The 23,247-nt window shown below is 68.3% G+C and carries 26 protein-coding genes; 15 read left to right on the top strand and 11 right to left on the bottom strand.

What is annotated here, in order from left to right:
- Window positions 1-73: 73 nt before the first annotated feature.
- The 7 genes from ABZ928_RS41725 to ABZ928_RS41695 form a co-directional block, all read right to left on the bottom strand.
- The gene (locus ABZ928_RS41725) at window positions 74-940 is read right to left on the bottom strand and encodes a hypothetical protein (RefSeq protein ID WP_361531109.1); all 867 of its coding nucleotides are present in this window, start codon (window positions 938-940) and stop codon (window positions 74-76) included.
- Window positions 937-1,614: a VUT family protein gene (locus ABZ928_RS41720; protein ID WP_361531106.1), complete on the bottom strand. Its 678-nt coding sequence runs from the start codon at window positions 1,612-1,614 to the stop codon at window positions 937-939. The genes ABZ928_RS41725 and ABZ928_RS41720 overlap by 4 nt, the downstream gene beginning before the upstream one ends.
- A 54-nt stretch (window positions 1,615-1,668) precedes the next feature.
- The gene (egtD, locus tag ABZ928_RS41715) at window positions 1,669-2,655 is read right to left on the bottom strand and encodes an L-histidine N(alpha)-methyltransferase (RefSeq protein ID WP_361531103.1); all 987 of its coding nucleotides are present in this window, start codon (window positions 2,653-2,655) and stop codon (window positions 1,669-1,671) included.
- 12 nt (window positions 2,656-2,667) lie between these two features.
- Complete coding sequence (locus tag ABZ928_RS41710) at window positions 2,668-3,936, bottom strand: MFS transporter (RefSeq protein WP_361531100.1); 1,269 nt, start codon at window positions 3,934-3,936, stop codon at window positions 2,668-2,670.
- 382 nt (window positions 3,937-4,318) lie between these two features.
- On the bottom strand, window positions 4,319-5,335 hold the full coding sequence (locus ABZ928_RS41705) for a hypothetical protein (protein WP_361531097.1): 1,017 nt from the start codon (window positions 5,333-5,335) through the stop codon (window positions 4,319-4,321).
- Between the two features lie 145 nt (window positions 5,336-5,480).
- On the bottom strand, window positions 5,481-6,707 hold the full coding sequence (locus tag ABZ928_RS41700; RefSeq protein WP_361531253.1) for an MFS transporter: 1,227 nt from the start codon (window positions 6,705-6,707) through the stop codon (window positions 5,481-5,483).
- A gap of 680 nt (window positions 6,708-7,387) precedes the next feature.
- Window positions 7,388-7,747, bottom strand: coding sequence for a hypothetical protein (locus ABZ928_RS41695; protein WP_361531094.1), 360 nt, complete (start codon window positions 7,745-7,747; stop codon window positions 7,388-7,390).
- A gap of 555 nt (window positions 7,748-8,302) precedes the next feature.
- Here ABZ928_RS41695 and ABZ928_RS41690 point away from each other — a divergent pair.
- On the top strand, window positions 8,303-9,061 hold the full coding sequence (locus ABZ928_RS41690) for a hypothetical protein (protein WP_361531091.1): 759 nt from the start codon (window positions 8,303-8,305) through the stop codon (window positions 9,059-9,061).
- A gap of 48 nt (window positions 9,062-9,109) precedes the next feature.
- Here ABZ928_RS41690 and ABZ928_RS41685 read toward each other — a convergent pair whose 3' ends face one another.
- Entirely contained in the window at window positions 9,110-9,304 is a 195-nt protein-coding gene (locus ABZ928_RS41685) for a hypothetical protein (protein ID WP_361531088.1), read from the bottom strand.
- A gap of 683 nt (window positions 9,305-9,987) precedes the next feature.
- On the opposite strand from ABZ928_RS41685, the gene ABZ928_RS41680 reads away from it, so the two are divergent.
- The 4 genes from ABZ928_RS41680 to ABZ928_RS41665 all read left to right on the top strand — a co-directional run bounded on the left by ABZ928_RS41680 (window position 9,988) and on the right by ABZ928_RS41665 (window position 12,927).
- Complete coding sequence (locus ABZ928_RS41680; RefSeq protein WP_361531085.1) at window positions 9,988-10,932, top strand: zinc-binding dehydrogenase; 945 nt, start codon at window positions 9,988-9,990, stop codon at window positions 10,930-10,932.
- Between the two features lie 147 nt (window positions 10,933-11,079).
- Entirely contained in the window at window positions 11,080-11,907 is an 828-nt protein-coding gene (locus ABZ928_RS41675; RefSeq protein WP_361531083.1) for an IclR family transcriptional regulator C-terminal domain-containing protein, read from the top strand.
- A 105-nt stretch (window positions 11,908-12,012) separates the two neighbouring features.
- Window positions 12,013-12,369 carry a hypothetical protein gene (locus ABZ928_RS41670; RefSeq protein WP_361531082.1) on the top strand — a complete coding sequence of 119 codons (357 nt, stop codon included), beginning with the start codon at window positions 12,013-12,015 and terminating at the stop codon, window positions 12,367-12,369.
- A 21-nt stretch (window positions 12,370-12,390) separates the two neighbouring features.
- Complete coding sequence (locus ABZ928_RS41665) at window positions 12,391-12,927, top strand: hypothetical protein (protein ID WP_361531079.1); 537 nt, start codon at window positions 12,391-12,393, stop codon at window positions 12,925-12,927.
- An 82-nt stretch (window positions 12,928-13,009) separates the two neighbouring features.
- On the opposite strand, the gene ABZ928_RS41660 is transcribed toward ABZ928_RS41665, so the two are convergent.
- Together ABZ928_RS41660 and ABZ928_RS41655 are read right to left on the bottom strand one after the other, a co-directional pair.
- Window positions 13,010-13,447, bottom strand: a complete 438-nt coding sequence (locus ABZ928_RS41660; protein WP_361531076.1) for a DUF6233 domain-containing protein — start codon at window positions 13,445-13,447, stop codon at window positions 13,010-13,012.
- A 33-nt stretch (window positions 13,448-13,480) separates the two neighbouring features.
- A complete protein-coding gene (locus ABZ928_RS41655) occupies window positions 13,481-13,702 on the bottom strand; it encodes a hypothetical protein (protein WP_361531073.1) in 222 nt (73 codons plus the stop codon).
- 275 nt (window positions 13,703-13,977) lie between these two features.
- Here ABZ928_RS41655 and ABZ928_RS41650 point away from each other — a divergent pair, with 275 nt between their 5' ends.
- From ABZ928_RS41650 to ABZ928_RS41620, 7 genes are all read left to right on the top strand, one after another.
- The gene (locus ABZ928_RS41650; RefSeq protein WP_361531070.1) at window positions 13,978-14,322 is read left to right on the top strand and encodes an SH3 domain-containing protein; all 345 of its coding nucleotides are present in this window, start codon (window positions 13,978-13,980) and stop codon (window positions 14,320-14,322) included.
- 360 nt (window positions 14,323-14,682) lie between these two features.
- Window positions 14,683-15,051 carry a hypothetical protein gene (locus ABZ928_RS41645; RefSeq protein WP_361531067.1) on the top strand — a complete coding sequence of 123 codons (369 nt, stop codon included), beginning with the start codon at window positions 14,683-14,685 and terminating at the stop codon, window positions 15,049-15,051.
- Window positions 15,052-15,174: 123 nt separating this feature from the next.
- Window positions 15,175-15,708: a GNAT family N-acetyltransferase gene (locus ABZ928_RS41640; RefSeq protein ID WP_361531064.1), complete on the top strand. Its 534-nt coding sequence runs from the start codon at window positions 15,175-15,177 to the stop codon at window positions 15,706-15,708.
- 11 nt (window positions 15,709-15,719) lie between these two features.
- Window positions 15,720-15,917: a hypothetical protein gene (locus ABZ928_RS41635; protein ID WP_361531061.1), complete on the top strand. Its 198-nt coding sequence runs from the start codon at window positions 15,720-15,722 to the stop codon at window positions 15,915-15,917.
- Between the two features lie 72 nt (window positions 15,918-15,989).
- Window positions 15,990-16,577 (top strand): GNAT family N-acetyltransferase, encoded by a 588-nt coding sequence (locus tag ABZ928_RS41630; RefSeq protein ID WP_361531058.1) that lies wholly within the window; start codon window positions 15,990-15,992, stop codon window positions 16,575-16,577.
- Complete coding sequence (locus ABZ928_RS41625) at window positions 16,574-17,530, top strand: alpha/beta hydrolase (RefSeq protein ID WP_361531055.1); 957 nt, start codon at window positions 16,574-16,576, stop codon at window positions 17,528-17,530. Before ABZ928_RS41630 ends, ABZ928_RS41625 begins: the two co-directional genes overlap by 4 nt.
- Window positions 17,531-17,851: 321 nt before the next feature.
- Window positions 17,852-18,340 (top strand): hypothetical protein, encoded by a 489-nt coding sequence (locus tag ABZ928_RS41620; RefSeq protein ID WP_361531052.1) that lies wholly within the window; start codon window positions 17,852-17,854, stop codon window positions 18,338-18,340.
- A gap of 52 nt (window positions 18,341-18,392) precedes the next feature.
- Here the strand turns inward: ABZ928_RS41620 and ABZ928_RS41615 are convergent, their stop codons facing one another.
- The gene (locus ABZ928_RS41615; protein WP_361531049.1) at window positions 18,393-19,448 is read right to left on the bottom strand and encodes a hypothetical protein; all 1,056 of its coding nucleotides are present in this window, start codon (window positions 19,446-19,448) and stop codon (window positions 18,393-18,395) included.
- A gap of 594 nt (window positions 19,449-20,042) precedes the next feature.
- On the opposite strand from ABZ928_RS41615, the gene ABZ928_RS41610 reads away from it, so the two are divergent.
- From ABZ928_RS41610 to ABZ928_RS41600, 3 genes are all read left to right on the top strand, one after another.
- The gene (locus ABZ928_RS41610) at window positions 20,043-20,372 is read left to right on the top strand and encodes a hypothetical protein (RefSeq protein ID WP_361531046.1); all 330 of its coding nucleotides are present in this window, start codon (window positions 20,043-20,045) and stop codon (window positions 20,370-20,372) included.
- A gap of 153 nt (window positions 20,373-20,525) precedes the next feature.
- The gene (locus ABZ928_RS41605; protein WP_361531043.1) at window positions 20,526-21,275 is read left to right on the top strand and encodes a hypothetical protein; all 750 of its coding nucleotides are present in this window, start codon (window positions 20,526-20,528) and stop codon (window positions 21,273-21,275) included.
- A gap of 283 nt (window positions 21,276-21,558) precedes the next feature.
- Window positions 21,559-22,962, top strand: coding sequence for a hypothetical protein (locus ABZ928_RS41600; RefSeq protein ID WP_361531040.1), 1,404 nt, complete (start codon window positions 21,559-21,561; stop codon window positions 22,960-22,962).
- The last annotated feature ends 285 nt before the right edge of the window (window positions 22,963-23,247 follow it).

Here is a 23,247-nt window from a genome sequence, read left to right as displayed (position 1 = left end):
ACGTATTCGCGATATTCAGGAGATCCGGCACCCAACAGCAAAATCGGGCTGGGTTCGGGGGAATGGTGGCTGCTCATGCTGCGTCTCCAGTGTCCTGGGAGAGAAGGGGAGGGGTGTGGACTCCGGCTTCGATTGCGGTCAGAGCGCGCTGACGCCAGGAGAGGGCGTAGCGCAGGCAATTCGCTTCGTTCTTGTGCGGGCTGCGGGAGCGCGGCAGGCGAAAATCGCAGTCGCGGGCGGAGATGCGGCGGCCTTGAGCGGACCATGCGTGTGAGTCCGCGCTGCCGAGGAGGTAGGCGACTTTCCGCAGGCCTGTGATTTTGAAGCCGAATCCATGGCACCGGCCCGGGCCGAGGATGTCGGCGACGGTTTCCACGATGTCGGCGGCTTCGTCCGTTGCCTGGATGCGGCAGACGGAGCCGATGCCGACAACGGGTTCCGTCAGCAGATTGATGCCCGCGCGGTGGTAGAGGTCGATGCAGTGTTCGTAGTCGGCCGGCCGTCGGCCCTGTACGACGGGGATGATGGGAAGGTCCGGGTCTGCGCTGCGCAGGTCCAGGTAGTTCCCGACGGTGCGCCGGAGGTGCTCCTTCACGCTCAATCCGGTGCCGGGATAGAACTGGTGGCCCACGGATCCGCCGTGAATGATGGCGTCCTCGCACATCCAGTCTTGTGGTGCGGCCCAGATCAGGTTTCCGATTTCGTCGCGATAGCGGCGTATCTGTCGGGCGTAGGTGCGAGGGCTGGGGCCGGTGTCCCAGGTTCCGTGGCGGCTGAGTTGGGTGAATCCGCCGGAGTCGACGGCGAACGGGCCCAACGCTCGTGGAAAGGTGCGCCGAGTGGCCAGGTGAGGATTGGCCACGAAAAGCGGCACTTCGGTGTGGGCGAGGAAGTGGGGCTTGGCGCCCAGGAAGAACGTGCGGAACTCCGGTCCGGTCATGGCATGGCCTTCGGGGAGGCCGTGTTCCTGGGCTGGGGCCGCGCCTGCGTGTCCGCGCCGGGTCCGAAACCGTCGCACCGCCCGCCGCCGCGGTGGACTGGGCGGGCCTCTGCCTCGGGGACGGTCTCAGAGGAGCCGTATGCCAGGAGGTGGCCGCCGTGGCGCAGGTGACGCCGGAGGAGGAGCAGGACAACGGCAACGCCTGTCATCCAGGTTTTCCCGATCACCTGTCCGGGCAGGTAGTGCAGCGACCCGAAGGCGAGCGACAGGAAGAGGAGGCTGTCCGCGATCAGGCCGGCCGCGTTCGAGAGGGCCAAGGCGATCGTGAAGCCGTGTGCGCGAAGCCGTTCGTACACGACGAAGTCGAGGCATTCTGAGAGGGCATAGGCCGCCGCAGACGCGGTCGCGACGGTCTCGCCGGCGGTCCAGGACGACAGGATCACTCCGCCCGCCATAGCCATCGCCACGGTGGTGCGCCCGGCCAGTTCCCTGCTGAAGTCGCGCAGGACCAGCGTCAGGCCCACGGCATACACCCCGGCCGGAGCCATGACGCCGGGTGCTACGGGTGCAGCCGGGTAGTGGGTGGTCAGCCAGTTCGCGGCCGGGACGGTCGCCACATATCCCGACGTCGCAAGCACGGCGGCGGCGAGCCGTCGGCGCCTGGAGCCGGTCACGCTGCCGCTCCGCGGAGCCCGGTGAATGGGTGTCGAGCGGTTCATGGCGGGCCGTCAGCGCCCCTGGGTCGGCCGCGGTGCGGCAGCCGGCTGTGCGAGCGCGAGACCGTAGAGCTGTCCGGCGGTCCACCAGTGCGTCAGTTCCAGTCCCCACAGGGCGAGTTCGCGGCGTACGACCTGCTGGCGGAACTTGGCCGACACCTCGGTGCGCAGTTCCTCGCCCGCCGTGAAGTCGACCGCCAGGCCGAGCGCGGGGATCTTGACCGTCTGTTTTGTGCGCGACCTCAGCCTCATCTCGATCCACTCGTTCTCGGTGTCCCAGCGGACCACGTGCTCGAAGGCGTCGAGATCGAAGTCGGCGCCCAGCTCCCGGTTGACCACGCTGAGCACGTTCTTGTTGAAGGCCGCGGTCACGCCAGCCGCGTCGTCGTAGGCGGCGATGAGGGATGGCTCGTCCTTGACCAGGTCGGTGCCGAGCAGGAGGGCGTCGCCGGGCGAGAGCAGAGAGCATATGGAGGACAGCAGCGTGGCGCGCTCGCGGGGCAGGAGGTTGCCGATCGTGCTTCCCAGGAAGGCGAGGAGTCGGGGTCCGGGTGTGCCCGGCAGGGCCAGGCCGGTGGTGAAGTCGGCGATCAGGGCATGGACGTTCAGGCCCGGCCGTTGCTCGACCAGGGCGTGTCCTGCCTGGGTGAGGGCGCTCTCGCTGACGTCCACCGGCACGTACGTGTCCAGGTCCGCCAGGGCGTTCAGCAGGTGCCGGGTCTTCTCGGAGGAGCCGGAGCCCAGCTCGATCAGGGTGCGCGCGCCAGTCACGGCGGCGATGTCGGCGGAGCTGGCGATCAGCAATTCGCGCTCGGCGCGGGCGGGGTAGTACTCGGGCAGTGCGGTGATCCTTTCGAACAGGTCGCTGCCGTGGGCGTCGTAGAACCACTTGGGTGGGAGCGTTTTCGGGGTGCGCGTGAGGCCGCGCCGGACGTCGGCGCGCAGGGCGGCATCGGTGGTCTCCTCGGGCAGGGTGCGGGTGATCAGGAACGGGCTCACCGGTGGGTCTCCTTATTCCGCTTCGAGTTCAGTCGTGGCAGGCAGCGTGTGCGGGCACGCCGGGGTAAGGCGCCGTCGGGCCGTGGCGAGGGTGAGTGCTGCGGCAGCAGCTCCGGCCGGGAGGAGGAGCTGGCTGTGGGTGAGGCCTGCCGTGGCGGTGCCGATCGCGCACCCGATATCGAGGAAGGCGACCAGCAGGGCATGGGCCTCCGTGGTGTGGCCCGGGGGTGCGAGGGCGCTGGTCATGACGAAGGCCGCGCCGAGGAGGGGGGCCATGGCCAGCCCGGGGATCGCCGCCGAGGGCAGTACAGTCGCGGGGTTTCCTGCGAACGTCAGAGGGATCCAGCCGGCGGCGAACACGGCGGACAGGATGATCAGGTGGTCGGCGGTGCTGCCCGGCCAGCATCGGGTGCCGTAGGCGAGGCCGCCCAGAACTGCGCCGGACGACAGGGCTGCGGGCAGGCCACCGGACAGTCCGGGGGCAGCGAGCCGGTCGGCCGCGTCCACGGCCAGGGGGGTGAGAGCCCCGATGGTGACTCCGGCACACGCCATCGCCGCGTACACCAGCCGAAGCCGAGCCGAGCGGATCGGTCCGAGCCAATCGGGCCGTACGGGCCGCGAGTTGACGCCGTACGTACGGGAGACCGGGGCGCTCACGAACAGCGCGGTGCCGAGAGTGCCGACGGCCGCGGTCGCCACGAGCGCCCATGACGCGGAGGTGGCCGCGGTGATCGTGGCCACCAGCAGCGGCCCGACGATGTAGATGAGCTCCTGGGTTCCGGAGTCCAGGGCCAGCGCCACCCGCCGATGGGCGGGCGACGGCATCCCCTTCGCACCCCACAGAGTTCTGAGCGCCGCGTCCAGCGGAGGCCGGGCTGCCCCCGCGACCGACACGGCGGCGACCGCCCACCCCACCTCGCCCGGCCCGGCGGCCAGGGCGAGGAAGGCCACGCTGCTTAGCGCGGCACCGACCGGGAGCGTGCACCGTGGCCCGTGGCGGTCGGCGAGGCGAGCGCTGAGCGGGCCCCCGAGGGCGTTGGCCACCAGGTACACCGCGGCGAGCAGGCCGGCCGACGATCTGTCCTCGCCACCGTGGTCGGTGCCGAGGAGGATCGCCAGTGGGGCCATCCCGGTGGGCAGCCGTCCGATGAGCGCCCCGCCCAGCAGCCGCGCCGCGTAGGGCACCCGCAGCACGTCGCGGTACCGGACACCGGAGAGCGGCGTGCTGACGGGTGCCCGAATGTCGTCGAGCAGGGTCATGGCCGACGTGCCGGGGCGCATCCGCCCGTGCCGACGGTGGACGAGCGGAGCGGCGTGGCTCCGGGATGGAAGTCCGGCTCCCATCCCGGGGCGTTGTGCCAGGCACTGTGGGCCAGGCACCGCAGCGCCCAGCCCAGGGCGTCATCCCCTGCGGTGGCTCCCCGGTCACTGGCCGTGGAGCGTTCACGTTGGTGGTGCCACTGCGTGGAGAGATCGAGCACTCCCGCTGCGAGCTTCCTCTCGGCCAGGCAGCCGGTCGCCTCCACAACGGCGAGTCGCTGGGCCAGGAAGCGCGCGAAGCGCTCGTCGCGATCGCGGGCCCACGCTGTGTCGTGGAATGGGACGGTGACCAGAAGGCTCGTCCGGGGCGTTTCGCCGGCCGGGCTCGTGCGGTGCGGTGCGGTCATCGCGAGTCCACCAGCTGGTACTCGACGCCGAGCACCTTCGGTTCACCGGCGGGTGTGAACTGGGCGAGGGCCTGTCCCTGGTACTCGTTGAGGATCGCCACGCGCGGGGTCTTGTTGTAGACGGCCGGTGCCGCCCCCGGGGAGAGCTTGATGTTGCCGCTGTAGATGTAGGCGTCCTTGAGCTGTTCCATCCGGTTGTGCGCGGTGGGGAACAGTGCGATCGCACCGCCGTCCCGGAGGCGGAGGGCATAGATCTTCGCATGGGTGGCCTGGGTGGCTTCCCAGTGCAGTGTGGCGTACTTGGCGTTCTTGTAGGTGGTGCGGTCGCGGTAGGTGGAGACGGCGGTGCGGGTGGCTGCGGTGCTGGCGAGTTTGGCGCCGGTGTGCTTTCCGCCGGTCTCGTACAGGTCCTCGAAGGCGCCCGATGCCTGGGAGGGGGCGAGGGTGCCCACGCGGGTGGAGGGCGCGACGGCCGTGGCCAGGGCGTGATTGCTGGTGTCGACGGCGGGGATCGCGTTCTTCTGGTCGGCGTAGACGGCGGCGACCATCTTGAAGTGGCCGTCGTCGGTCTTGTCGAAGACGAGGAGCGCCTGGTCCTTCGAGCCGCTGGCTGTGGCCTTGACCGCGAACCAGCTCTGGCCTTCGGGGATGTAGTAGGAGCGGTCGCGGTAGGTGAAGGGCTTCTCGTAGTAGGCCTGGTCCTTCTTCGGCCATGTCGGGAAGAGGCGGTAGTCGGCCTTCGACTGCTCGAAGAGCTGCCCGTCCTCCACGGTTCCGAGGAGGGCAGGGTTTTGGATCTTGTTGGCCTTTGAGTTGACCGCCTGATAGCGGTCGACGATCTTGGCTGCCTCGGCGCTCGTCACCGCACCGGTGGGTGTCGGGCTCGCTATCGCTGTGGGGTGACTTGGCTTGTCGGGGTTCGAGCCGCAGGCGGTGAGGACGACGGCCATGGTCGCGCCGGCGGCGAGCAGAGTCAGATGGTGCAGGCTCCAGGATTGGGGCGTGTGGGGCATCGTGCGGTGTACTCCTGGGTCGGTGGTGGATTGGGACGGTCCGTGGTTCTGGCCGGTTGGTGCGCGGCCGGTGAATTCGCGGGAGGGTCACGGGAGTTGACGGGATGGGGCAACTGGGTCCAGTGGCTTGCGGCGGCGGGGCTGGTCATGCGGACGTCCCGGCTGTGCGCGAGGGGCGGTGCATGAGCGCGGCCAACGGCAGGCAGAGCGAAGCCCCGAGGAGTCCGGACAGCACAGTCGTCAGGCCAACGACGTGGTGACCTCCGTGCGCGAGCGCCCATCCGCCCAGGGCCGGGGCGCACAGAACCGCGGCCGCGAGGGTCGTGCCCCAGACGCCCGCGTAGATGCCGCGGCTCGATGACGGCGCGATCCGGTTCAGGATGTTCGTGGCAGCGACGAAGGCAACGATCTCGCCCGGTACGGCGAGGGCTGCGGCGGCGCTGTAGCCGGTCGTCGAGGAGGCGAGTCCTGCTGAGCCCATCCCTGCGCCGAGGACGATGCCGCTCAGGCCGAGCAGTCCCACCATCGGGGTGGGACGCTGCGCTCGGCGTGCGAGCCAGGGGTTGAGGAGGGGCGACAGCCCTATCACAGCGGCGGCGCTGGCGACCTGTGTCCACCCGTAGGCCGCGGGCGGCAGACCGTCCTGGGCCATCATCATCGGCAGCGCGGAGAACAGTGCGGCGACCGGGATCAGGGTCAGGAGGCTCGCCAGCCACAGCAGCCACAGCAAGGGGTCGGTGAAGGCCTCCCGGCTTCCCCGGGGCCCCGGCGCCCGGGCTGCGGCGGAGGGCGGGATGACCCGCAGTGCGACGACGGCGAACGCAGCGCACACCAGTGCGTTGCACCAGAACAGCACGGGGATGCCGAGCGGTGCGGCGAGGGCTCCGCCGACGAGGCCGGTGGTGGCCGCGCCGAGATTGACGGCGAAGTGACGCCAGCCGGTGACGCGGGTACGACCTGGCTCGTCCGGGATCGTGTCAGCGATCAGGGCGGACACGATCGGCCGTGGCGCGTCGTAGACAAGACCGGCGACAGCAGCAGCGACGCCGACGGCGATCGGGGTACGCGCTGCGGCGAGGAGCGGGAAGCTCACTGCCGCCACCGTCATCGCGCTCACCAGCGTGGTCCTGCGGCCGATCCGGTCGGCCAGCCCACCGCACACCAGCTGGCCGGTGAACCAGCCAGCACCCCACAGCATCAGGACACCACTGGAGGCTGCGGTGTCGAAGTGGAGTTCGTCCAGGCGATAGGGCAGGTACGGGTAGACAAACCCTGCTGCCCGCACGGCGAACGTCCCGATGAGCAGGGCCCAGACGAGCGGGGGCCACCTCTTCGACACTGAGGGCGAAGCCGGGGGTGACGGTGCCGGCATCTCAGACGGCGAGGCTGTGACGGGCACAGGAACTCCAGGTGGCTGGAGGGCTCGGGCGTTGCTCGGCACCGGGGCGGTCATCGCTCGTCGTCGCGAGCACAGCGCGCGTCCAGCCGAACTCCGTTCGCTGCGACGGCTGTTGGGGGTGAGATGAAGAGCAACGGCTCAACGCGGTGCTTCGCTTCGGCTGTATCGTGCTCGGGCCTCTGGCCGGCATGTGCCCGGTCCCCTGTGCCGAGGGAGGACGCCGCGGAGGCGAGCGCCCCATCGTGCTCTGTCCTGGTCGTCGTCGTTGCGTGTTCTGGGCTGTCGGGCAGTTGCAGGCACGTGAGCAGTGGGGCAGGGAAGAGCTGGGGTTGGCGCCGCCGAAGTCGCGCGATGGCCTTCAGACGAGCGGTGCGCCGGTGTCGAAGGATGTCCACGAAGGTCTCCGTACGAAGAGGTAGCGAAGCGACTCGGCAGCGGGCCGCGGGCGACCGGGTGCCGGGTAACGGTGAGGGGCCCGTGGTGGGCGCCGTGCACCGCCGGGCCGAGGAATGACGGTTCGGGCGGACGGCGGAGGGGCGCCACCGCGGCCTGCGGTGGCGCCCCTCGGGGAGCCGAGGACCGGACGGGGGGTGGGTCCTCGGCTGGTCTGTGCGGGCCAGACGCTCGGCACTGCTCGTGTGCCGCAGGTGCGGCTACGGGCGCTTGGGGTACGCCGGCGGCGGCGAAACTTCGTACGGGTTCACGCAGTAGTAGATGGCGTAACCGGTCACGCGCTTGCCGTCCGACCGGCGCGTCACGGTTCCGCGCGAATACCAGCGCTTCTCCTTGACCTTGTAGGCGAACTGGTTGACCCGGACCTTGTCGCCCTTGTAACCGATGCCGACGACCGCGCTGCTCTGGCTGGGGCTCTTGTGGAACTTCACAGCGCTGCACGACACCTTCATGGTCGCGGTGTCGTAGGCCTGCGCTGCCGGAGCGGCAGCCAGCACCCCGCCGGCCAGCATGAAACCGAGTGTTCCTGCTGCGATCCTGCGGCGCTTCAGGACGATCATGGCGGACCCCTCACTGCTTCTCGGACGGCATCCGTGGATGTGAGATCCGGTAAACGCCGCACCCCACTGGCACTGCTCAGTGGGCACGCGGGCGCCCCAGCACCCACATCCATAAACACCTGTAGATGACAGGCGTTGACCATAACCCTCGTTCAGCGACGGGTCGACCCCTTTCCATAAACACATGTAGATGAAGGCGGGGATGCTGAAGGTCTGGCCGTCGAGAATCTGGACGCCAGGTGCCGCGACGCCGAGCCGGTACGACAGTCGGTCACCAACGGGCCAAGCCCGCCCAATGGTCCGGTATGTGCTAGATTCACATAAACACCTGTAGAGAAAACGCCAAGGCCAGCTTGCGACTTCTCACCGTGTGAGAGGCTCACAGGAAGCGGGTCGGCTCCAGTGGACTAGGCCTGTGTGAGGCATCCGAGCAGCATGGTGAGATCGCTTGACGCGACCCGCCCGCGAAGTGATATTCACGTGCGTAGATGGCGGCAGGGGTCGCGCATCTCCGCACAATGATCAAGTCACACAGGAGAGGAGGAGGGGCCGACGATGCCGGGAACCGGCGGCGGCAGCGCCATTGACCCGCCGCGGACGCTCGCGGAGAAACTGTCGATGCTCCGTGAAGCACGCGCGCCCGAAGGCGGGAAATCCCCGTCCTGGGAGGCGCTGGCCAGGGACATCACTGAAGAGACCGGCATTCCGATCTCGGGGGCCTACCTCTGGGAGCTGGGAACCGGCAAGTCAGACGACAGCGTGAAGCTGCGTCACCTCAGGGCCTTCGCCACGTTCTTCGATCGGCGCGTCTCCTATTTCGCCGATGACGAGGTGGCGTTCGAGGATGACGTACAGGCGCAGACGGCCCTCCTGGAGCAGCTGCGCCGCCTGGACGTTCGCCATATCAGGCTCCAGAACATGAAAGGGGACGTCGGGCCCGAGATTGTCACGGACCTCCTCGGGCGACTGCAGACAATCGACGTCCTGCGCGACCCGGACGTCCGCGCCGTCGCCCTGCAGATCACCAGCCTGACGCCCGGCCAGCGGGAAGCCCTCAGCAGACTGGCGGGCGAGCCGTCGCTGCTCGACGTCCTCCCGCGCGCGATCGGCCTCCTTGAAGCCGCAGTTGGGGTCACGGAGGAACAGATCGCTTCCGCCACCAGCGCCCTCGGGCGGGCCGACGTCCTCCAGTTGCTCCAGGACGAGGAGGTCGTCGAGGTCGCACGGCAGTGCAGTCAACTGCTGCCTTCCAGCAGGCAGGCGGTCCTGGCGATCATCGGGCAGTTCGAACGCCTGGAGAGCGGCAAGGCGTAAGAGTCGGGCCGTCCGCTGAAGGGGACGGTCCAGCACTCCCTCGACGAGCTAGGTGGCGCCGCCGCCACCGCAGTGCGGGCCCAACTGGAGGTATTCCGCGATCAGTTCACGCGGAAGCAGGGGCATCAGCCGGCAGGCCGCATCGAGCGTCATCTCGTCCGCTTCCTCCATGGAAGTGGCCGCCTCCGGCACCTGCCGCAGGCGCCCCTCTTCCGTCCCCGCGGAGACAGCATGGAAGAGCATGGTCCCGTCCCCGGTGGCGAGCCACACCCCGCAAGGAGCATCGGGCTCGCTCTCCTCGCCGCGGTGAACGGGACCGTCCCCGTCTTTCCCCTCGCGACAGCCCTCACCGTTTACGGACGGGTCCGCGAATTCGTGGGAGTCCGAGAGTTCCGTGATTTCCGGATCCTCGTCCAGGACTCCGTCCAAGTTTCCCCGCCGGCTCCCGCACGGCATCGTCATCACTATCGCCCCCGCGGTCCGTCTTCCACTTTCCGTGCATTGCGCGACTGCGGCTCGTTCCCCGATCAGTGCACGCGGCTCTTCTCCCTGTCAGTGAAGGCGGTACGCGCCGGGCACCGGGGCCCAACTGCCCGTCCCGGCGCATGATCCCAGGCACGGCAGTGTCCAGGCACCCGGCGCGCGGCGTCCCGGTCGATGCGGACGATCGCCTTCCCTGCGACTTGATTCCTACCCTCGAAAATATGCCTACGTCAACGAGGAAACACGGAGAGTCGTATACGTCATTGCGTTTCTCACCTGATGAGAAAACGGCCCGCTGAAGACATCTCATGCGGTGAGAATGCGGTTTCGTTTCTCACTACATGAGAAGCGGAAGGTGTTTGCAGGCACTCCGCAGAAGCGTCACCTTCGTGACATAGCCTGGCGGCAAGGAGATAAGCAGATCCACAAACGCAGGGAGAAATGTGCGCGCCATCAGGATGGAGCAGTTCGGCGGCCCGGAGGTACTGCAGGTGGTCGAGGTCCCCGACCTTGAGCCGCGAGGCGCCCACCACCTCTTGCAGGTGAATCGCTCCGGGGTGAACTATGCGGACATGCACGTACGGGGCGACGACTATCTCGCCCCGGTAACGCTGCCCTACATCCCCGGCAACGAGGTCGTCGGCCGCACGGCGGAGGGCAAGCGCTTCGTCGGACTCACCCGGGGCGGCGGCTACGCCGAGCAGGCCCACGTCCACCGCCGCACCTCGTGGGAGGTGCCCGACGGGGTGAGCGATGAACAGGCCGTCGCGCTGTGCCTCCAGGGCAACTCGGCCTACCACCTGCTGCACACCGTCGCCGGTGTGCAGGAAGGCCAGAGCGTGGTGATTCCGGCCGCCGCAGGCGGCGTGGGCTCCATAGCCGTCCAACTGGCCACGGCCGTCGGCGCGAAGGTGATCGCCTTGGCAAGCACCAAGGAGAAGCGCCAACTCGCCGAAGACCTCGGCGCGTTCGCCGTCGTCGATTCCACCAGCGAGAACCTCGCCGAGGAGATCAAGGAAGCGGCCGGCGGGCCGGTCCAAGTGGCCCTGGAGATGACCGGAGGGCTCACCTTCCACTCCACCGTCGCCGCTCTCGCCGACCGCGGCCGACTCGCCGTGTACGGATACGCCTCGGGTGAGCTGACCGAGGTGTCGACCAGGGTGCTGATGGAGCGGTCAATCACCGTGTCCGGGTTCTGGCTGCCCTCGCTGTACAGCGACCGAAACGCCCTGCCCACCAGCATGAACGCGCTGTTCGACGCGGTGCGCGACGGCTCGCTACGGCCCGTCCTCGGGCAGGTCTATCCGCTGAGCGAGGCGCCCGCCGCCCATGCCGCCCTGGCAGCCCGCACCCACACCGGGAAGCTCTGCCTGGATACCGCCCGGTAATTAAAACCTCAAGTTACCCTCAAATTATCCCTCCTGCGGAACAAGAGTGACCCGCGAGACGTCATTCAACTATTCGTCCACATGGGGGATTTGGTGGGCCGCCTCCCCGACGGGAGCGCGACCCACCCGACGGGAGGTAGCGGCTGCATGACCGGCAACGAAATCTCGAACAGTTCTCGGCTCGTCGACCGATTCATCCGCGTCCAGAAGGCCTTCGGCCAACTGGGAGGCGAGGTGCACGGGACGGGCGCGATAGCCAGAGCAGCCGGATTGGACGACTCGACCGTCTCCCGCATCCTGCAATCCGGCGTCTACGGCGGCTTCTTCGAGCGCATCGGTCACGGCAAGTACCGGCTCGGTGTCGGCGCGGTGCACCTCGGCATGCACGCGCTCGCCCACGCCCCCGCGAAGGACGACACCACCCACGCGATCCTTGAAGAACTGCGCGAAGCCACCAACGGAGGCTTGGTCTTCCAGTACATGATGGCGCCGTTCGGCGGCGCCCAGCGTCAGTGCATCGACATGGCTGTGGGCGACTCGGACCTGGTGGAACTCGGTATGACCGCCCTCGACATCCTGTCCATCACCCGCTCGCTCCGCACCGGAGCCAGCGGCCGGACCATCCTGGCCTACCTCCCCGCAACCCTCCAGGAGATCGTCCTGGAGGATCCCATTCCGGCCGAGGCCGGCCCGGGTGTCTACCGCGACGACAAGGAACTCCTCGCCTCACTCGAAGTGGTCCGCGACCGCGGATACGCCCTCGGCTACGAAGAGTGCATGCCCCTGTGGAACTCCTGCGCGGCACCCATCGTGTGGGGCGAGGCGATCATGGGCGCAGTCCTCTTGCTCAAGCCCGCCACCATCATGCCCGAGGCACCGGAGTCGGTGATCGAGGCCACCACAGCAGCCGCTTCCCAGCTCAGCGCCAAGCTGAGCCACCTGTCGGAGCCCATGGCCCTGATGCTCGGCTCGTAGCCGACACCCGGCACGGAATCTGGGAGGAACAGATGCGAACGGCGGGCGGGCAGTCGGAAGAAATCGCAGCGCCAGAGGACGGACTTGCTGTCTAGGGTGGATCACATGAGCGAACATCAGGCAGTTCACTCCGTCGCCCGGGTGGCCGCCACCCTCCGTACGGTGCTGGCCGGCTTCCGAGAGGGTGGGGACCGAGCCCGCCCGCTGCTGGTCGCTGAGCAGGAGGGAGGCCAGCCCGAGGCCGCCCTCCTGCCCTACGACCTCTTCGTACTCCTTCTCCAGGCGGTGGAACGTACCGACGAGATCGCCATCGGCGATCTCGCCGTGCAGCGGATGGGCGAGGCGCCAGCCCCTGGGCAGGGGCTGGACACAGCGGCTCTGGCCCGCCTGGTCGCCGATGCCGTCCCCGAGCACGCCGACGAGATCCTCCGGGCCGGTGGCGCGTCGGCCCAAGGCGACTAACGACAGCAGGACGGAGACAACGTGGCGTCGTCCGACCCCTTCCGCGGGGACCACCTGCCGCAGGTCGGCGCCGACATCCTGAAGCTGAACCCCCAGCTGCAGAAACTCGCCATCATCCGCATCGCACAACTGACCAGCGGTGAACGCACGGGCATCCGCCTGGAACGGATGTCCGACTCTTGGCCGGCGGAGATTAGAGACTGCTGGAAACTCTACTTCGACGAGCAGGAATACGACGAAGGCCAGCGGCTCAACCGCCCGGCCCCGCGCTACCGCATCGTGTACCGATTCCTCGATCCCGTGCCGGATCCCGCCGACCGTGATCGGCGACCACGACTCCAGGTTCTGGCGGTCGGCCCGCGCCACATGGCTGAAGCGTATGAGCGAGCCGTCTCCCGGCTCGCTCGACCAGAAGTAGCCGGCGAGCGTTCGGTCCAGCCGACACGGCGCGCGCCTCAGCGTCGTGGGCAGCGCGCCGAGGAACGCGGCAGACGGGCGCAGGACGAGCAGAGGCAACAACCCCGCCAGGGGTCCCCTCGCCCACGCCCCGGGCGGTAGTGCGCGGCCCGGATCTCCGGCCCGGGATGGCCCCGCACAGCGAGAGGATCTGCGACAGGCGGGCGTTCGCCTGGCATTGCTCTCAGTCGAAGAGCCCCAGCTCTGTGTCGGGACGACAGAACGCGCACGCTTCCAACTGCGCGTCGGTGAGCGCGAGTCGAGCACCGTGCGTGCTGACGCGATGGGTTCGATCGCTGGCCATCGTGCAGTCATCCAAGTGCACTGTGGCTTCCTCGGGGCCGTTCGGTGTGCGTCGCTGTTCGATCATGAAACCCTGTGCCTCGCCTTCCCCTCGGCTCGGGGCAGCACCGGCTACGGGTTTCCCTCCAGCCGCACCACGGTGCGGACGCAGTGACGGGTGGACAGCCGCGGTCTGCGCCTCGGCCACGGACAGTGCGCGCTGGACTGCCTGCTGCTGAACCGAGAGGTAGATGCCTATCGTCTGATTCCGCGCGACCTGATCGTCGAGGAAGTCCAGAATCATGCGGAGGCGGAGCGGGTCAGACGGCAGCTCGAACATGGCCGTCACCGGAGCAGACCCATACGCGGACGATCATGTGCGGTTCTCGTCTTCACGAGCCAGGTCGACGGCCTCGCCCCCCGGCACTGGCAATCGGCCGCGGGCGGTCCAGTGTGGGTGGTAGTACGACGCGGCGGACAAGGCCAGAAGCCGCCGCCGCAGCGTAGTGCCACCGCGCCCTGCGGCCAGCTCCTGGTAGGTGGCGGCCCACTCGTACTGGATGCGGGCGAGGTCGGAGGGGGTAGAGCGACACATGTAGCGATTCAATCATTTGTTCGAATTGCTCCGCCAGTGCTAGTTCCGGCGCGGTTGCCCCTCCCGGACCATGCGGCGCCCCTCCAGGGGCCCGCCAACCCTTCGGCACCCCCGAGCAGCAAGCCCCCCACCAGTGCATATGCACACATGTTGATAGACACAGACTTTGCGGCCCTGTGCTTTTGGCGTACCAGGCCGCCTATTATCAACATTTGTTGATGAGCGTGGCTTCGTGCTGCCGGAGCCCGTGTGTCTCACAGAAGGAGCCCCGAATCATGACTGTGCTGCGCCGAGCTGCCGCGCTGACCGTGTCCGCTGCTCTCCTCGCCGGAGGCGCGATAGCCCTGGCGCCGACTGCGTCTGCGGCCACCTCTCCCAAGTGCACGTACAACTTCTCCGACTTCACCGGCACGGTGGACGGTGACGGCGTCAACTACCGGACGGGGCCCAGCACCGGCTACACGGCCAAGGGCCGGCTCTACGACGGTGATCGTGTGCGCATCTACTGCGGGAAGGGCAACTGGTACTACAGCGCGCTGGCCAAGCGTTCGGAGGGGGGCCTGGCCGAGGGAACGGTCGGGTGGATCCGCAGCGACATGCTGTACCAGCTGGCAGGCTGAATGGCGTTGGGAACTGGGACGTTGCAGGTCCCGCGGTCTCGTACCGCGATCCGCGCCTGAACGCGTAGGCCCTGTGTTGCGAGCGACACGGTTATGACGCGAGTGCCGCGCACACAGCGGATTCGTCCAGTCCGGAGCCTGCGGGCGGCTGCCACACACCCCGTTCCGTCGAGGTCTCCGCGTCCGCTTCGCAACGGCTCCGCACTGGCGTCGCGGCGAACTCCTTCGCGCCGATGTCGCCGGACGCACCGCCGCGCATCCTGCCACCGCCGGCCGACAGCACAGCTCAGCCGGGTGGCCAAGCAGCGCCGCCTTCTTCACACCCCGCTTCAGCAATTCTCCTCGAAGGGAAGAACTCTCATGGAACTGCACACCCCTGCGCGTCTGGCCGCTTCCGGTCTGCTGGCCGTTTCGGTGGCCGCCGGTATGACGGTGACCGCCACCTCCACCGCCAGCGCGGCCAGCAGCGTCGGCCGGAAGGCCTGCACCGAGTCGGTGGGATTGGCCACCACCGTCTCCACCACGGTGAAGCTGCGCACTGGGCCGGGGACCAAGTACCTCGCGAAGGGACAGCTCGCCAAGAACACGCGGGTCTACTGGTCCTGCAATCGGGGCTCGACCGGCAGCGGGAAGTCCTGGGGCTACGTACTGGTGAAGGCGGGCCCGAACAAGGGCAAGTCGGGCTGGGTGTACCGGACTTACATCAACACGCCGATGAACCTCGACTGAGGAAGCCGGGGACACCACCCAATGTCGAACCAAGGCATCGGCTCAGGCAACACCAGTCACAACGGCACCTCGCCAGCGGGGAACCCAGAGCTCACACGCGACCCCGGCGCTCACCGACCGCAGTTGCCGACCTCCTCCCTTCTCGTCCCTCCCGCCCGGCTGGAGACGACCACGCGGGCACAGCGGGTCACCCTGACCCGAACCGCCCTGCTCGACGACCTCGACCAGGCCAACGCGATGCACGCCAGGTGCTCCTTGGAATCGCGCTTCACTCGCTACCACGCCGCTCGACGGTCCTTGGCGCCACGCGAGTGGAGGCATCTCTGCAATCAGGCCAATGGAACCACCCTGATCACGGTCCCGCTTCACGAACCATCCCGGGTCATCGCCATCACGCACCTCCTGCGGACGCCGGTCCCGCATGTCCGCGAACTCGGCATCCTCGTAGAGGACTCCTGGCAGGGCCAGGGCCTTGGTACGGCTCTCGCCCACTACGCGGTGGAACTCGCTCGCACTCACACCCTCGACTGCCACGAGATCACGGCCATGACAGGAAGCGGCAACCAGCGGATGTTGTCCATCCTGCGGGGGCTGCACGCCCGCGTAACGGGCAGGGACGGACCCACGCTGGACACCGTGATCCACGTGGAGGCATAGGCCCATGCACCGTGCCGTTCAGCAAGCTCGCGCGCGTCGTGACGCCGGAGTCCGCCAGGGCCGACGGCACCGGGATCGCGGTCCTCACGCTCGCCCCCTCGTCGTCCGGCGCCGCCGGGGCAGCCGCCGACGAAGGCGCGGTGCATGGGCTCGGCGCCTTCCGCAGGACAACCCATGCTCGGGGCGCGACTGGTCCTCTCGGGGGCTGACCGGTCGCGGTCCCGCCATCTGTTCCTGACCTGCCACATCACACAATTCGACGCCGATTGGGAGATCTTCCAGTGCCCCCGCTTCTCACCGATGCCCGACGCGACACGCTCCTCGTCCTCGACGACGGCACGATCACCTACGCCCGCGCAGCGACCTTCGACGACTATCCCCTCGTCGACGATCTGCACGCCCGGTGCAGTGTCACGAGCCTGTTCGCCCGCTACGGAGGCCGCCGTCCGGGATTCTCCTCCGCCGAGTGGCAGCATCTGGTGGACAGCCCGCGCGGCCGGATACTCCTCGTCACCCCAGCCCAGTCCGATCACGTTGTGGCCATGGCATCGATGGTCGAGCGTGTCCGCACCCCGGACGTGTGCGAGGTTTCACTGCTGGTCGCCGACAGCGCCCCGGAGACCTACCAGTCGCGCGGGCTCGGCACGCGTCTGGCCGACCTCGTCGCCGACCTCGCCCGTGACGCGGGATTCACGTCCCTCGCCGTGACGGTGCAGTGGACGAACTGGCGGACGCTGCTCATCGTCGAGCACCTCGGCGGCCCGGTCCTGCCTCAGACCGCGTACGTGCGCAACATGGCGGTGCTCGGCCTTCTGCCGAACTCCGGCCTCGACGTGGCCGACGAGCTCGAACTCCGGATCGCGCTGTGAGCGCGGCTGCACGCCCAGGCACCCGCCGGTCCACCGTCGTCACCGACGACAGGGCCCGGCTGACGGTCTACACCGATGGTCCTGCGCACGCTGGCGTGACGGCCATCCTCAGCCACGGATACCTGATGACCGCGGACGTCTGGCGCCTCCAGGCACGCGAACTGTCCGCCCACGGGGTCCGGGTCATCCGCTACGACCAACGAGCCCACGGCACCTCGGACCCGGGTCACGCCGCACTCACCATCGACCGGCTCGGCGCCGACCTCGCCCACATCATCGACGCCACCACACCCCAGGGCCCGATCGTCCTCGCCGGCCACAGCATGGGCGGCATGGCAGCCCTCAGCCTCGCGGCCCGGCACCCGGACCTCATCCTCCGCCGGAACCCCCACGTGGCCCTGATCTCGACGGCCTGCAGCAGAGCCCAGCTGGCACCCGGCAATCACCCTCTTCACTGGGCCAAGGCAGTAGCCCGCGCCAGCTACTCGTATCCGCTCTGCTGGATGCCGCCCGTGGCCGACCTCGTACGGCGCCGGCTCCCAAGCCGTCACCCATGGGCGCTTCTTCCCGAAGCACAGCACCATGACGACGTTCCGCCGCCGGGCCGCCAGGCCCTCCGCCGTACGCGCACCGGGCAGATCGCCGAGTTGTGGAAGTCCCTGCGCATCTACAGCACGGCAGATCAGCTTCACGCCCTCCACGCCCTCGACAACAGAGTCGAGATCGTCACGGGCGCGCTGGACGACTGGATCCCCTTGTCTCAAACCCGTGAACTGGCCCGGCAGTTGCCTGGCGCCCGCGTCCACGAGCCCGTCGCGGGCGCCAGGCACCGACTGCCCACCGACAGGGTCGGACACGCCAAGGTGACCCAGATCCTGAGCGGAATGGCCGACGCCGCGCTCCGCGAATCCGAGTCCACCGCGTCGACGCGTCTTCGAGGTGCACACGCATGAGCCACGACCGTCAACCACCACCGCCTACGGCACCCCCGTTGTCGATCCGGCTCGGCCCTGATACGGCTTTGACCCTGCGGTTCATGGCCGAGCCGACAAGGCCCCGCCGACGACGCCGAAGTGCCGTTGACCATCCCCGCGGTCCTGCCGAGCCCGGGCCACGGGCGCCATCCGGTGCGGGATACCCGTCCGCGTAAGCAGGACGGTCCGGGCCCACGGCACCGGTAGGCCCCACGGCGAGCCTGGCGATCGGGCCCAGTCTGTAACGAGTCGTACCGACCCAACTCTTGGCCTTCTCGATCGTGTTGGATCGGAGAGCCCATGCAGCCACACGCCCACCGTGCCCTTGAGGACTGGCACACTGCCTGGACCGCCCAGCAGGACGCCGCCGTTGTCGCCTTCGCCACCGCATTCCCCGGTCTCCGACGAATGGACCCCCCAACCGGCTGCTGTGATCCGCGCATGAAAGTCGAACGTCCAGGCGAAGCCGTCGGCTTCGTGTGCTTCGACGATCACGGCCGCGCCACGGTGGATTTCAGCGGAATCCCCCAGAACATCCTTGGCGGGACACTCGAAGTCACCTTCGGATGCGGCTGGTTCGAGGAAGGTCCCGAGGGAATCGGCGCCGCCCCGCCCGGCACCTACAACTGGGACGACGAGGCCACATACGCGGAATTCGAAATCAAGGTCGAGGCCGATTCCACGGCCTCGATCTGTATGTCGTACGTGACCGTGGAAGACGCGGTGGTCCTCCTGGACCAGTTGCAGTCCCATCTGGTCGGGCACTCCGGGGATCCCGAGCAGTCGTGACGTCGCCTCGGTCGGTCCTGCGCCCGCGCAAGGGCTGTGCAGGCGGAGCCCTTCAACGTTTCCAGACGCCGGTGAGACGTTCAGGAGCAGGCGTCTGAGCCTCCGCGTTCGCTCGCCATGTCGCCGTGAACGGGAAGTGGTGGTCCAGCCAGAGCACTCCGGCCAGATCGGAAGGCATCGTCCACCGGGGCGGGTTGTCGGGCTGGAACTCGATGGGATTGTGGATGAAGGTGTCGCCGTAGTTGAACTGCACCGTCACCGTGGGCTGACCGTTCAAGAGGCAGTCCAGCTGTTCGATGCCCAGGCCGGTGAACTTGTCGGCTCCGGCGGCGACGATGAGCGGCAGGCCGGCTTCCTTGGCCACGGCCCGGTATTTGCTGACCTTCTCCTCGATGCCTGCGACCAGCGGCTGGGCCGAGACGACTCCGGCCAGGCCGCTGGGCGGGACCAGGATGGCGCGCATCCCGGGCGGGCGCATGGTGGTGCCCGTCTGCGGGTCGGCCATGACGAGGAAGGTGTAGCCCTGGCTGGCGAACTGCACCTGGTGCAAGGGTGAGAACAGGTAGCGCCGCAGGTCCTGGGCGATCTTCTTCGCTGTGTGTGCGTTCGGCGGATCCACAGGGCGGTCAGGGAGGCCGGCCACGGTGAGCACCACCGGCACGGGGATCTCCTTGACCCGCTCGACCAGGTCGTGCCACGCCTTCATCCTCCCGGTCAGCTCGTTCGACGGGCTGTGCGTCAACACCTCCACCAGAGCGACCGGCTGGCCTTCGTCGTCGAGCACGGTCCAGTCCGGTGTCTTGGTGCCCCACAGCCGTTCGTACTCCACGCGGAGCCCCGACGCCCGGAGCGCTTCGCCGGCGGCGAGTTCGATGTGATCGCTCCAGAAGTTCTGGTCCTTCCAGAGGTTCCTGGCGTACGTATCGGCGTGCTTGTCCGGCAACAGGGCGAGCTGCGCGTCGAGCCACGCCCGCCACGGCTCGTACTCGTCCCCTACGGCGAGGTCGTACGAAAGGGGCCGCCCCTCAGGGCGGCGGTGGCCGTATCGGCTTTTCTGTTCGGCCACGAAATCGGGGCCGAACCGGCGATGCGGCTGATCGGTCGTCATAGGAGTGGATTATGAATCGCCGCATCCGTGTGCCGCACCCGAGTTGACGGCCGGTCCGACCCTCTGCGTCATCCGGCCCCATTGCCGAGTGCAGGGCACTGCCTGCGGCCAGTCCTCTGGGCGGCGAAGGCGGAGCCCGATGACGCATGAGGCACCTATGCGCATCAGGCCAAGCAGGGCGTGTCGGGGTTGATGCGCTCGGCCGGGTGCGGGTGGTGTCCCTCCCGGCTATCGAGTATGGGAGGCCGCGGCGGACTCCGCGCAAGGTCGGCCGCCCTGTATTTCTCCGCTCCTGCGTCACGGAGAAATACAGGCCGTCCTCCCCTGCACTCCGTCCGGCGGCCCCCCAAATCTCTCTTCGCCGGGAGGGGCCGGGGGGCCGATCTCCACGGCAACGCCCCGCACGGTGCTAGGTCCGTCAGCCGGCCGCGGCACACTGGGACGTGACCGCGCCAGCCAAGCCCTTCACACCCATAACTGACCAGCTCACAGCCCTATTTGCGATTGACCACCATCCCCATGGAAGGTAGATTTACCTATGTCAATAAGGGGCAGGGCAAGCCCCGGAACCCACTCTCGAACTACGGAGACCCCATGAGCCTCGACCACTTGAGGAAGCCGCTCCAGCTCAACGAAACCACCGAGCTCAAGGCGGTCTTCGACCCGGCTCTTCGGTGCTTCTCGGCGCAACTGTGGAAGGACGGCGACCCGGCCGGACTGCTCGGCCTGGTCGGCGAGTTCACCCACCCCGACGACGTACTGGACGCCGTCGATGAATTCCTCACCGAACGCGGCGAGAGCCCGCTGACGGAGTCCCAGATGGGGCAGTTCGGCGGGATGCTGATCATGGCGAAGGGCGGGCCGGACGCCGCGATGCTCCAGCAGGCAGTCGACGCCCCCCACACCGTCCTCCCTCTCTTCTGACCCACGCTCCCAGCCGGGGGCAGGGCTGTCACCCCGCCCTGCCCCCGGCCGCGGAACCCGCCCGTCGGCTCGCGCTCCCGCCCACGAGCCGCGCGTTCCGACGGCGCCCGTCCAGCACGAATTCCCACAAGAATCGAAGGGACCAGCCAGATCGTGCACACTCCAGGAGACATCGCGCAGCTCGCCGCCGGGATCCTCGGCGGCGCCTGGGCGGCCGAGCGCGGCACCCAAGGGGCCAGCGCCCGCCTGACAGCACCCGGGACCGACGCCTTCGCTCTTCGGTTCGACGACCACGGCCATCTGCGCGTGGGAACCGTCTTCGGCGGCCCCGGCGAGATCGCCCGATTCCCGGACCTGGCCACCGGTGACACCGAGGCGATCGCCCGCGCTGTCGCCCAGGTCATCCGCCAGCATCTGGCCACCAGCGGAGACGAGTGGAAGGCCGCGCTGTACCAGGATCTGAACCTGGGCGCGCACTTCTCCTGCGCGGACTACAACGACCCGCAGACCCCCTGCCACCCCAGCATCACCATCGCAGGGGCCGCCTGCTTCTTCTACGTCGACGAAGCCGGAGAGGCCCAGATCTCCGCCGAGACGGACGGGCTCACCGCGGTCGGCGCCCGGATCTGGGACGAGGACGCCGTACCCCTGCGGATCACGCTCAACGGCGACGTCGTGTTCACGACCACCGGCACGTGGGTGGTCCAGTTCCAGCATCCCGAAGACGGTGGGGACGACGGTGTATGGGAGTACACGATCCCCGCACAGGAGGCCCCGACCAAGGCGGCGGCCCGCGCCGTCGCCACGGAACGCTTCGTGGCCGACATCAACTCCCGCGCGAACGCGGACGCATGGGACGGCAGCACGATCCGCAGCCTGCGGTTCACGGCGCAGCCCCGGTGACGTGAGGCTCTTCCGCTCGCAACCGGCTGCCGAGCGTTCCTGACCAGCCCGGCGGACCCTGGTCCTTACGCCCTCCGGACGCTCCCGGATGCCGCCCGCCTCTTGCACGGGCGGCATCCTCCCGAGCCCAACACCTCTTCCTCGGAGGAGAGTTCGGTTCGCCCCACTGTGGGTGCGGGCCGGGCAGCGCCGGGGCCGTGCGCCCGACAGGGCGCAGATTCACCTACGTCGCAACAGGGGGCAGGGCAAGCCCCCGGAACCCACCTTCGGCAAGGGGACACACATGGGTGCCCACACCCGGCAACTACAACTCGACCTGTGGCAAGACCCTCCGCCCGCTACGGCCGACGCCAAGCCGACGACCGTGCTCTCTTATGGATTGGGCGCAGATTCCACCCTCGTCCTGATCGAAATGCTGCGCGACCCGACCGGCTACGGCCTGGAGCCGGATCTCTCCGACCTGATCGTGATCACAGCGACCGTGGGATCGGAATGGGAGGACACCGTCAGGCTCGTCGAGGACAACATCTTCCCTCTCCTGCGGCGCCACAGGGTCAGGTACATCCAGGTCGCGCGGTGCGGCCCGTACGAGGCGGACGGCTGGGAGGTCCTCGCGGACTCCCGTGAGCCGCGGCGCTTCGTCCCGCGAGGTCGCTGGACCCTGATGGACGAACTCTCCCTCAACGGCACGGTCGTACAGGCCGCAGGTGGTAACTCGTGCTCGCTGAAATACAAGGGCTGGCCGCTGGACCAGTGGGGGCTGGCCACGTTCCCTGACCGGCCGTTCCGGAAGATCGTCGGCTACCACGCCGGCGAGCACAAGCGCGCCCGCAGCTACGACGGATGCCAGCACGAGGACAACCTCAAGGCCCGCCGGACCATCTGCACCGTCGAGTACCCGCTCATTGGGCGGGCCTGGGATCGCGACATCGTGGAAGCCCGGCTGTTCACCCAGTTCGGCTTTGCGTGGCCCAAGTCATATTGCACGTTCTGCGTCTATTCGGGCTCCTGTGCTGCTTTGCCAGTCCATCTGGCACGCCTGCGCGACCACCTTGAGCAGGCTGTCGAGGTGCTGGCGTTGGAGTACACGTCGATGGCGCTGAACGAGAACGGCTCCTTCTACCCGAAGGGCACCCTGTACGAGCTCGTGGCGGAGGACGGCAACACCGTGGCGCTGCGGGCACTTGACGGCCACTTGGCGTCGGCGGAATGGGCGCTGTATCGGGTACGGCGCGTCTTCCCGCCAGCCCGTACCAAGAGCTGTCGGGAGCGGCACGGCGACTCCTGCCCCTCCCCGTGGCCCGGGTGCCTCGATCCGGACACCGGGGAGCGGACACCGCCGTGCGTGCAGTGGCACGGGCCCATCTGCCGCGACCCGCAGCCGGGCTGCCGCGACGCGTCCAGGAAGGGGAAGGCGAGCAGGTCCGTCGAGGTCGTGATCACGGGAACGCATGCACAGGTCGCCGACCTCCTACGCCGTCGCGCTCAGGAGGGCGACGAGCGCGTAGAGGAAAGCATCCTGCACCCCCTCGGTCATCTCCGCAGTCAGACCCTCTCGCGCGGCACCCGTTTCCCCACCGTCGAGGAGTTCCATGCGATCGCCCCCAGCGGTGTGATCCCGAAGCAGAAGAAGAACTTCGAGGAGCTGTGGCATACCACGTGCCGACAGCTCCGACTCCCCATCTGATCCCGCAAGCGGCATTCCCCGGCCTGCTGATCCGCCCTCGTGGCGAGCCGGCCGGGGCAACCCGTCTTCCCGGCCTTTCGAGCATGGGGCCCTCGGCGGGAGGGGTGCAAGGGCGGGCTCCGCCGCACCCTTGCACCCCTCCCGTTCGGACCCCCTTTTTCCTATTGCCGGGAAGGGGAGGGGGGCACTCTACGGCACCACGCCGCAATTGATACCGCTCTGTTGCCGAGCGCGGGCCGTCCAGCGTATTGAAAGTTTCTGCAGGCCGTCCAGCATTCGGAAAAT

Source organism: Streptomyces sp. NPDC046909, from assembly GCF_040644695.1.
In the GTDB taxonomy this organism is placed as follows: Bacteria; Actinomycetota; Actinomycetes; order Streptomycetales; family Streptomycetaceae; genus Streptomyces.
The sequence above is the reverse complement of the archived record's forward strand: the minus strand, read 5'-3'. Positions and strand labels throughout refer to the sequence as shown.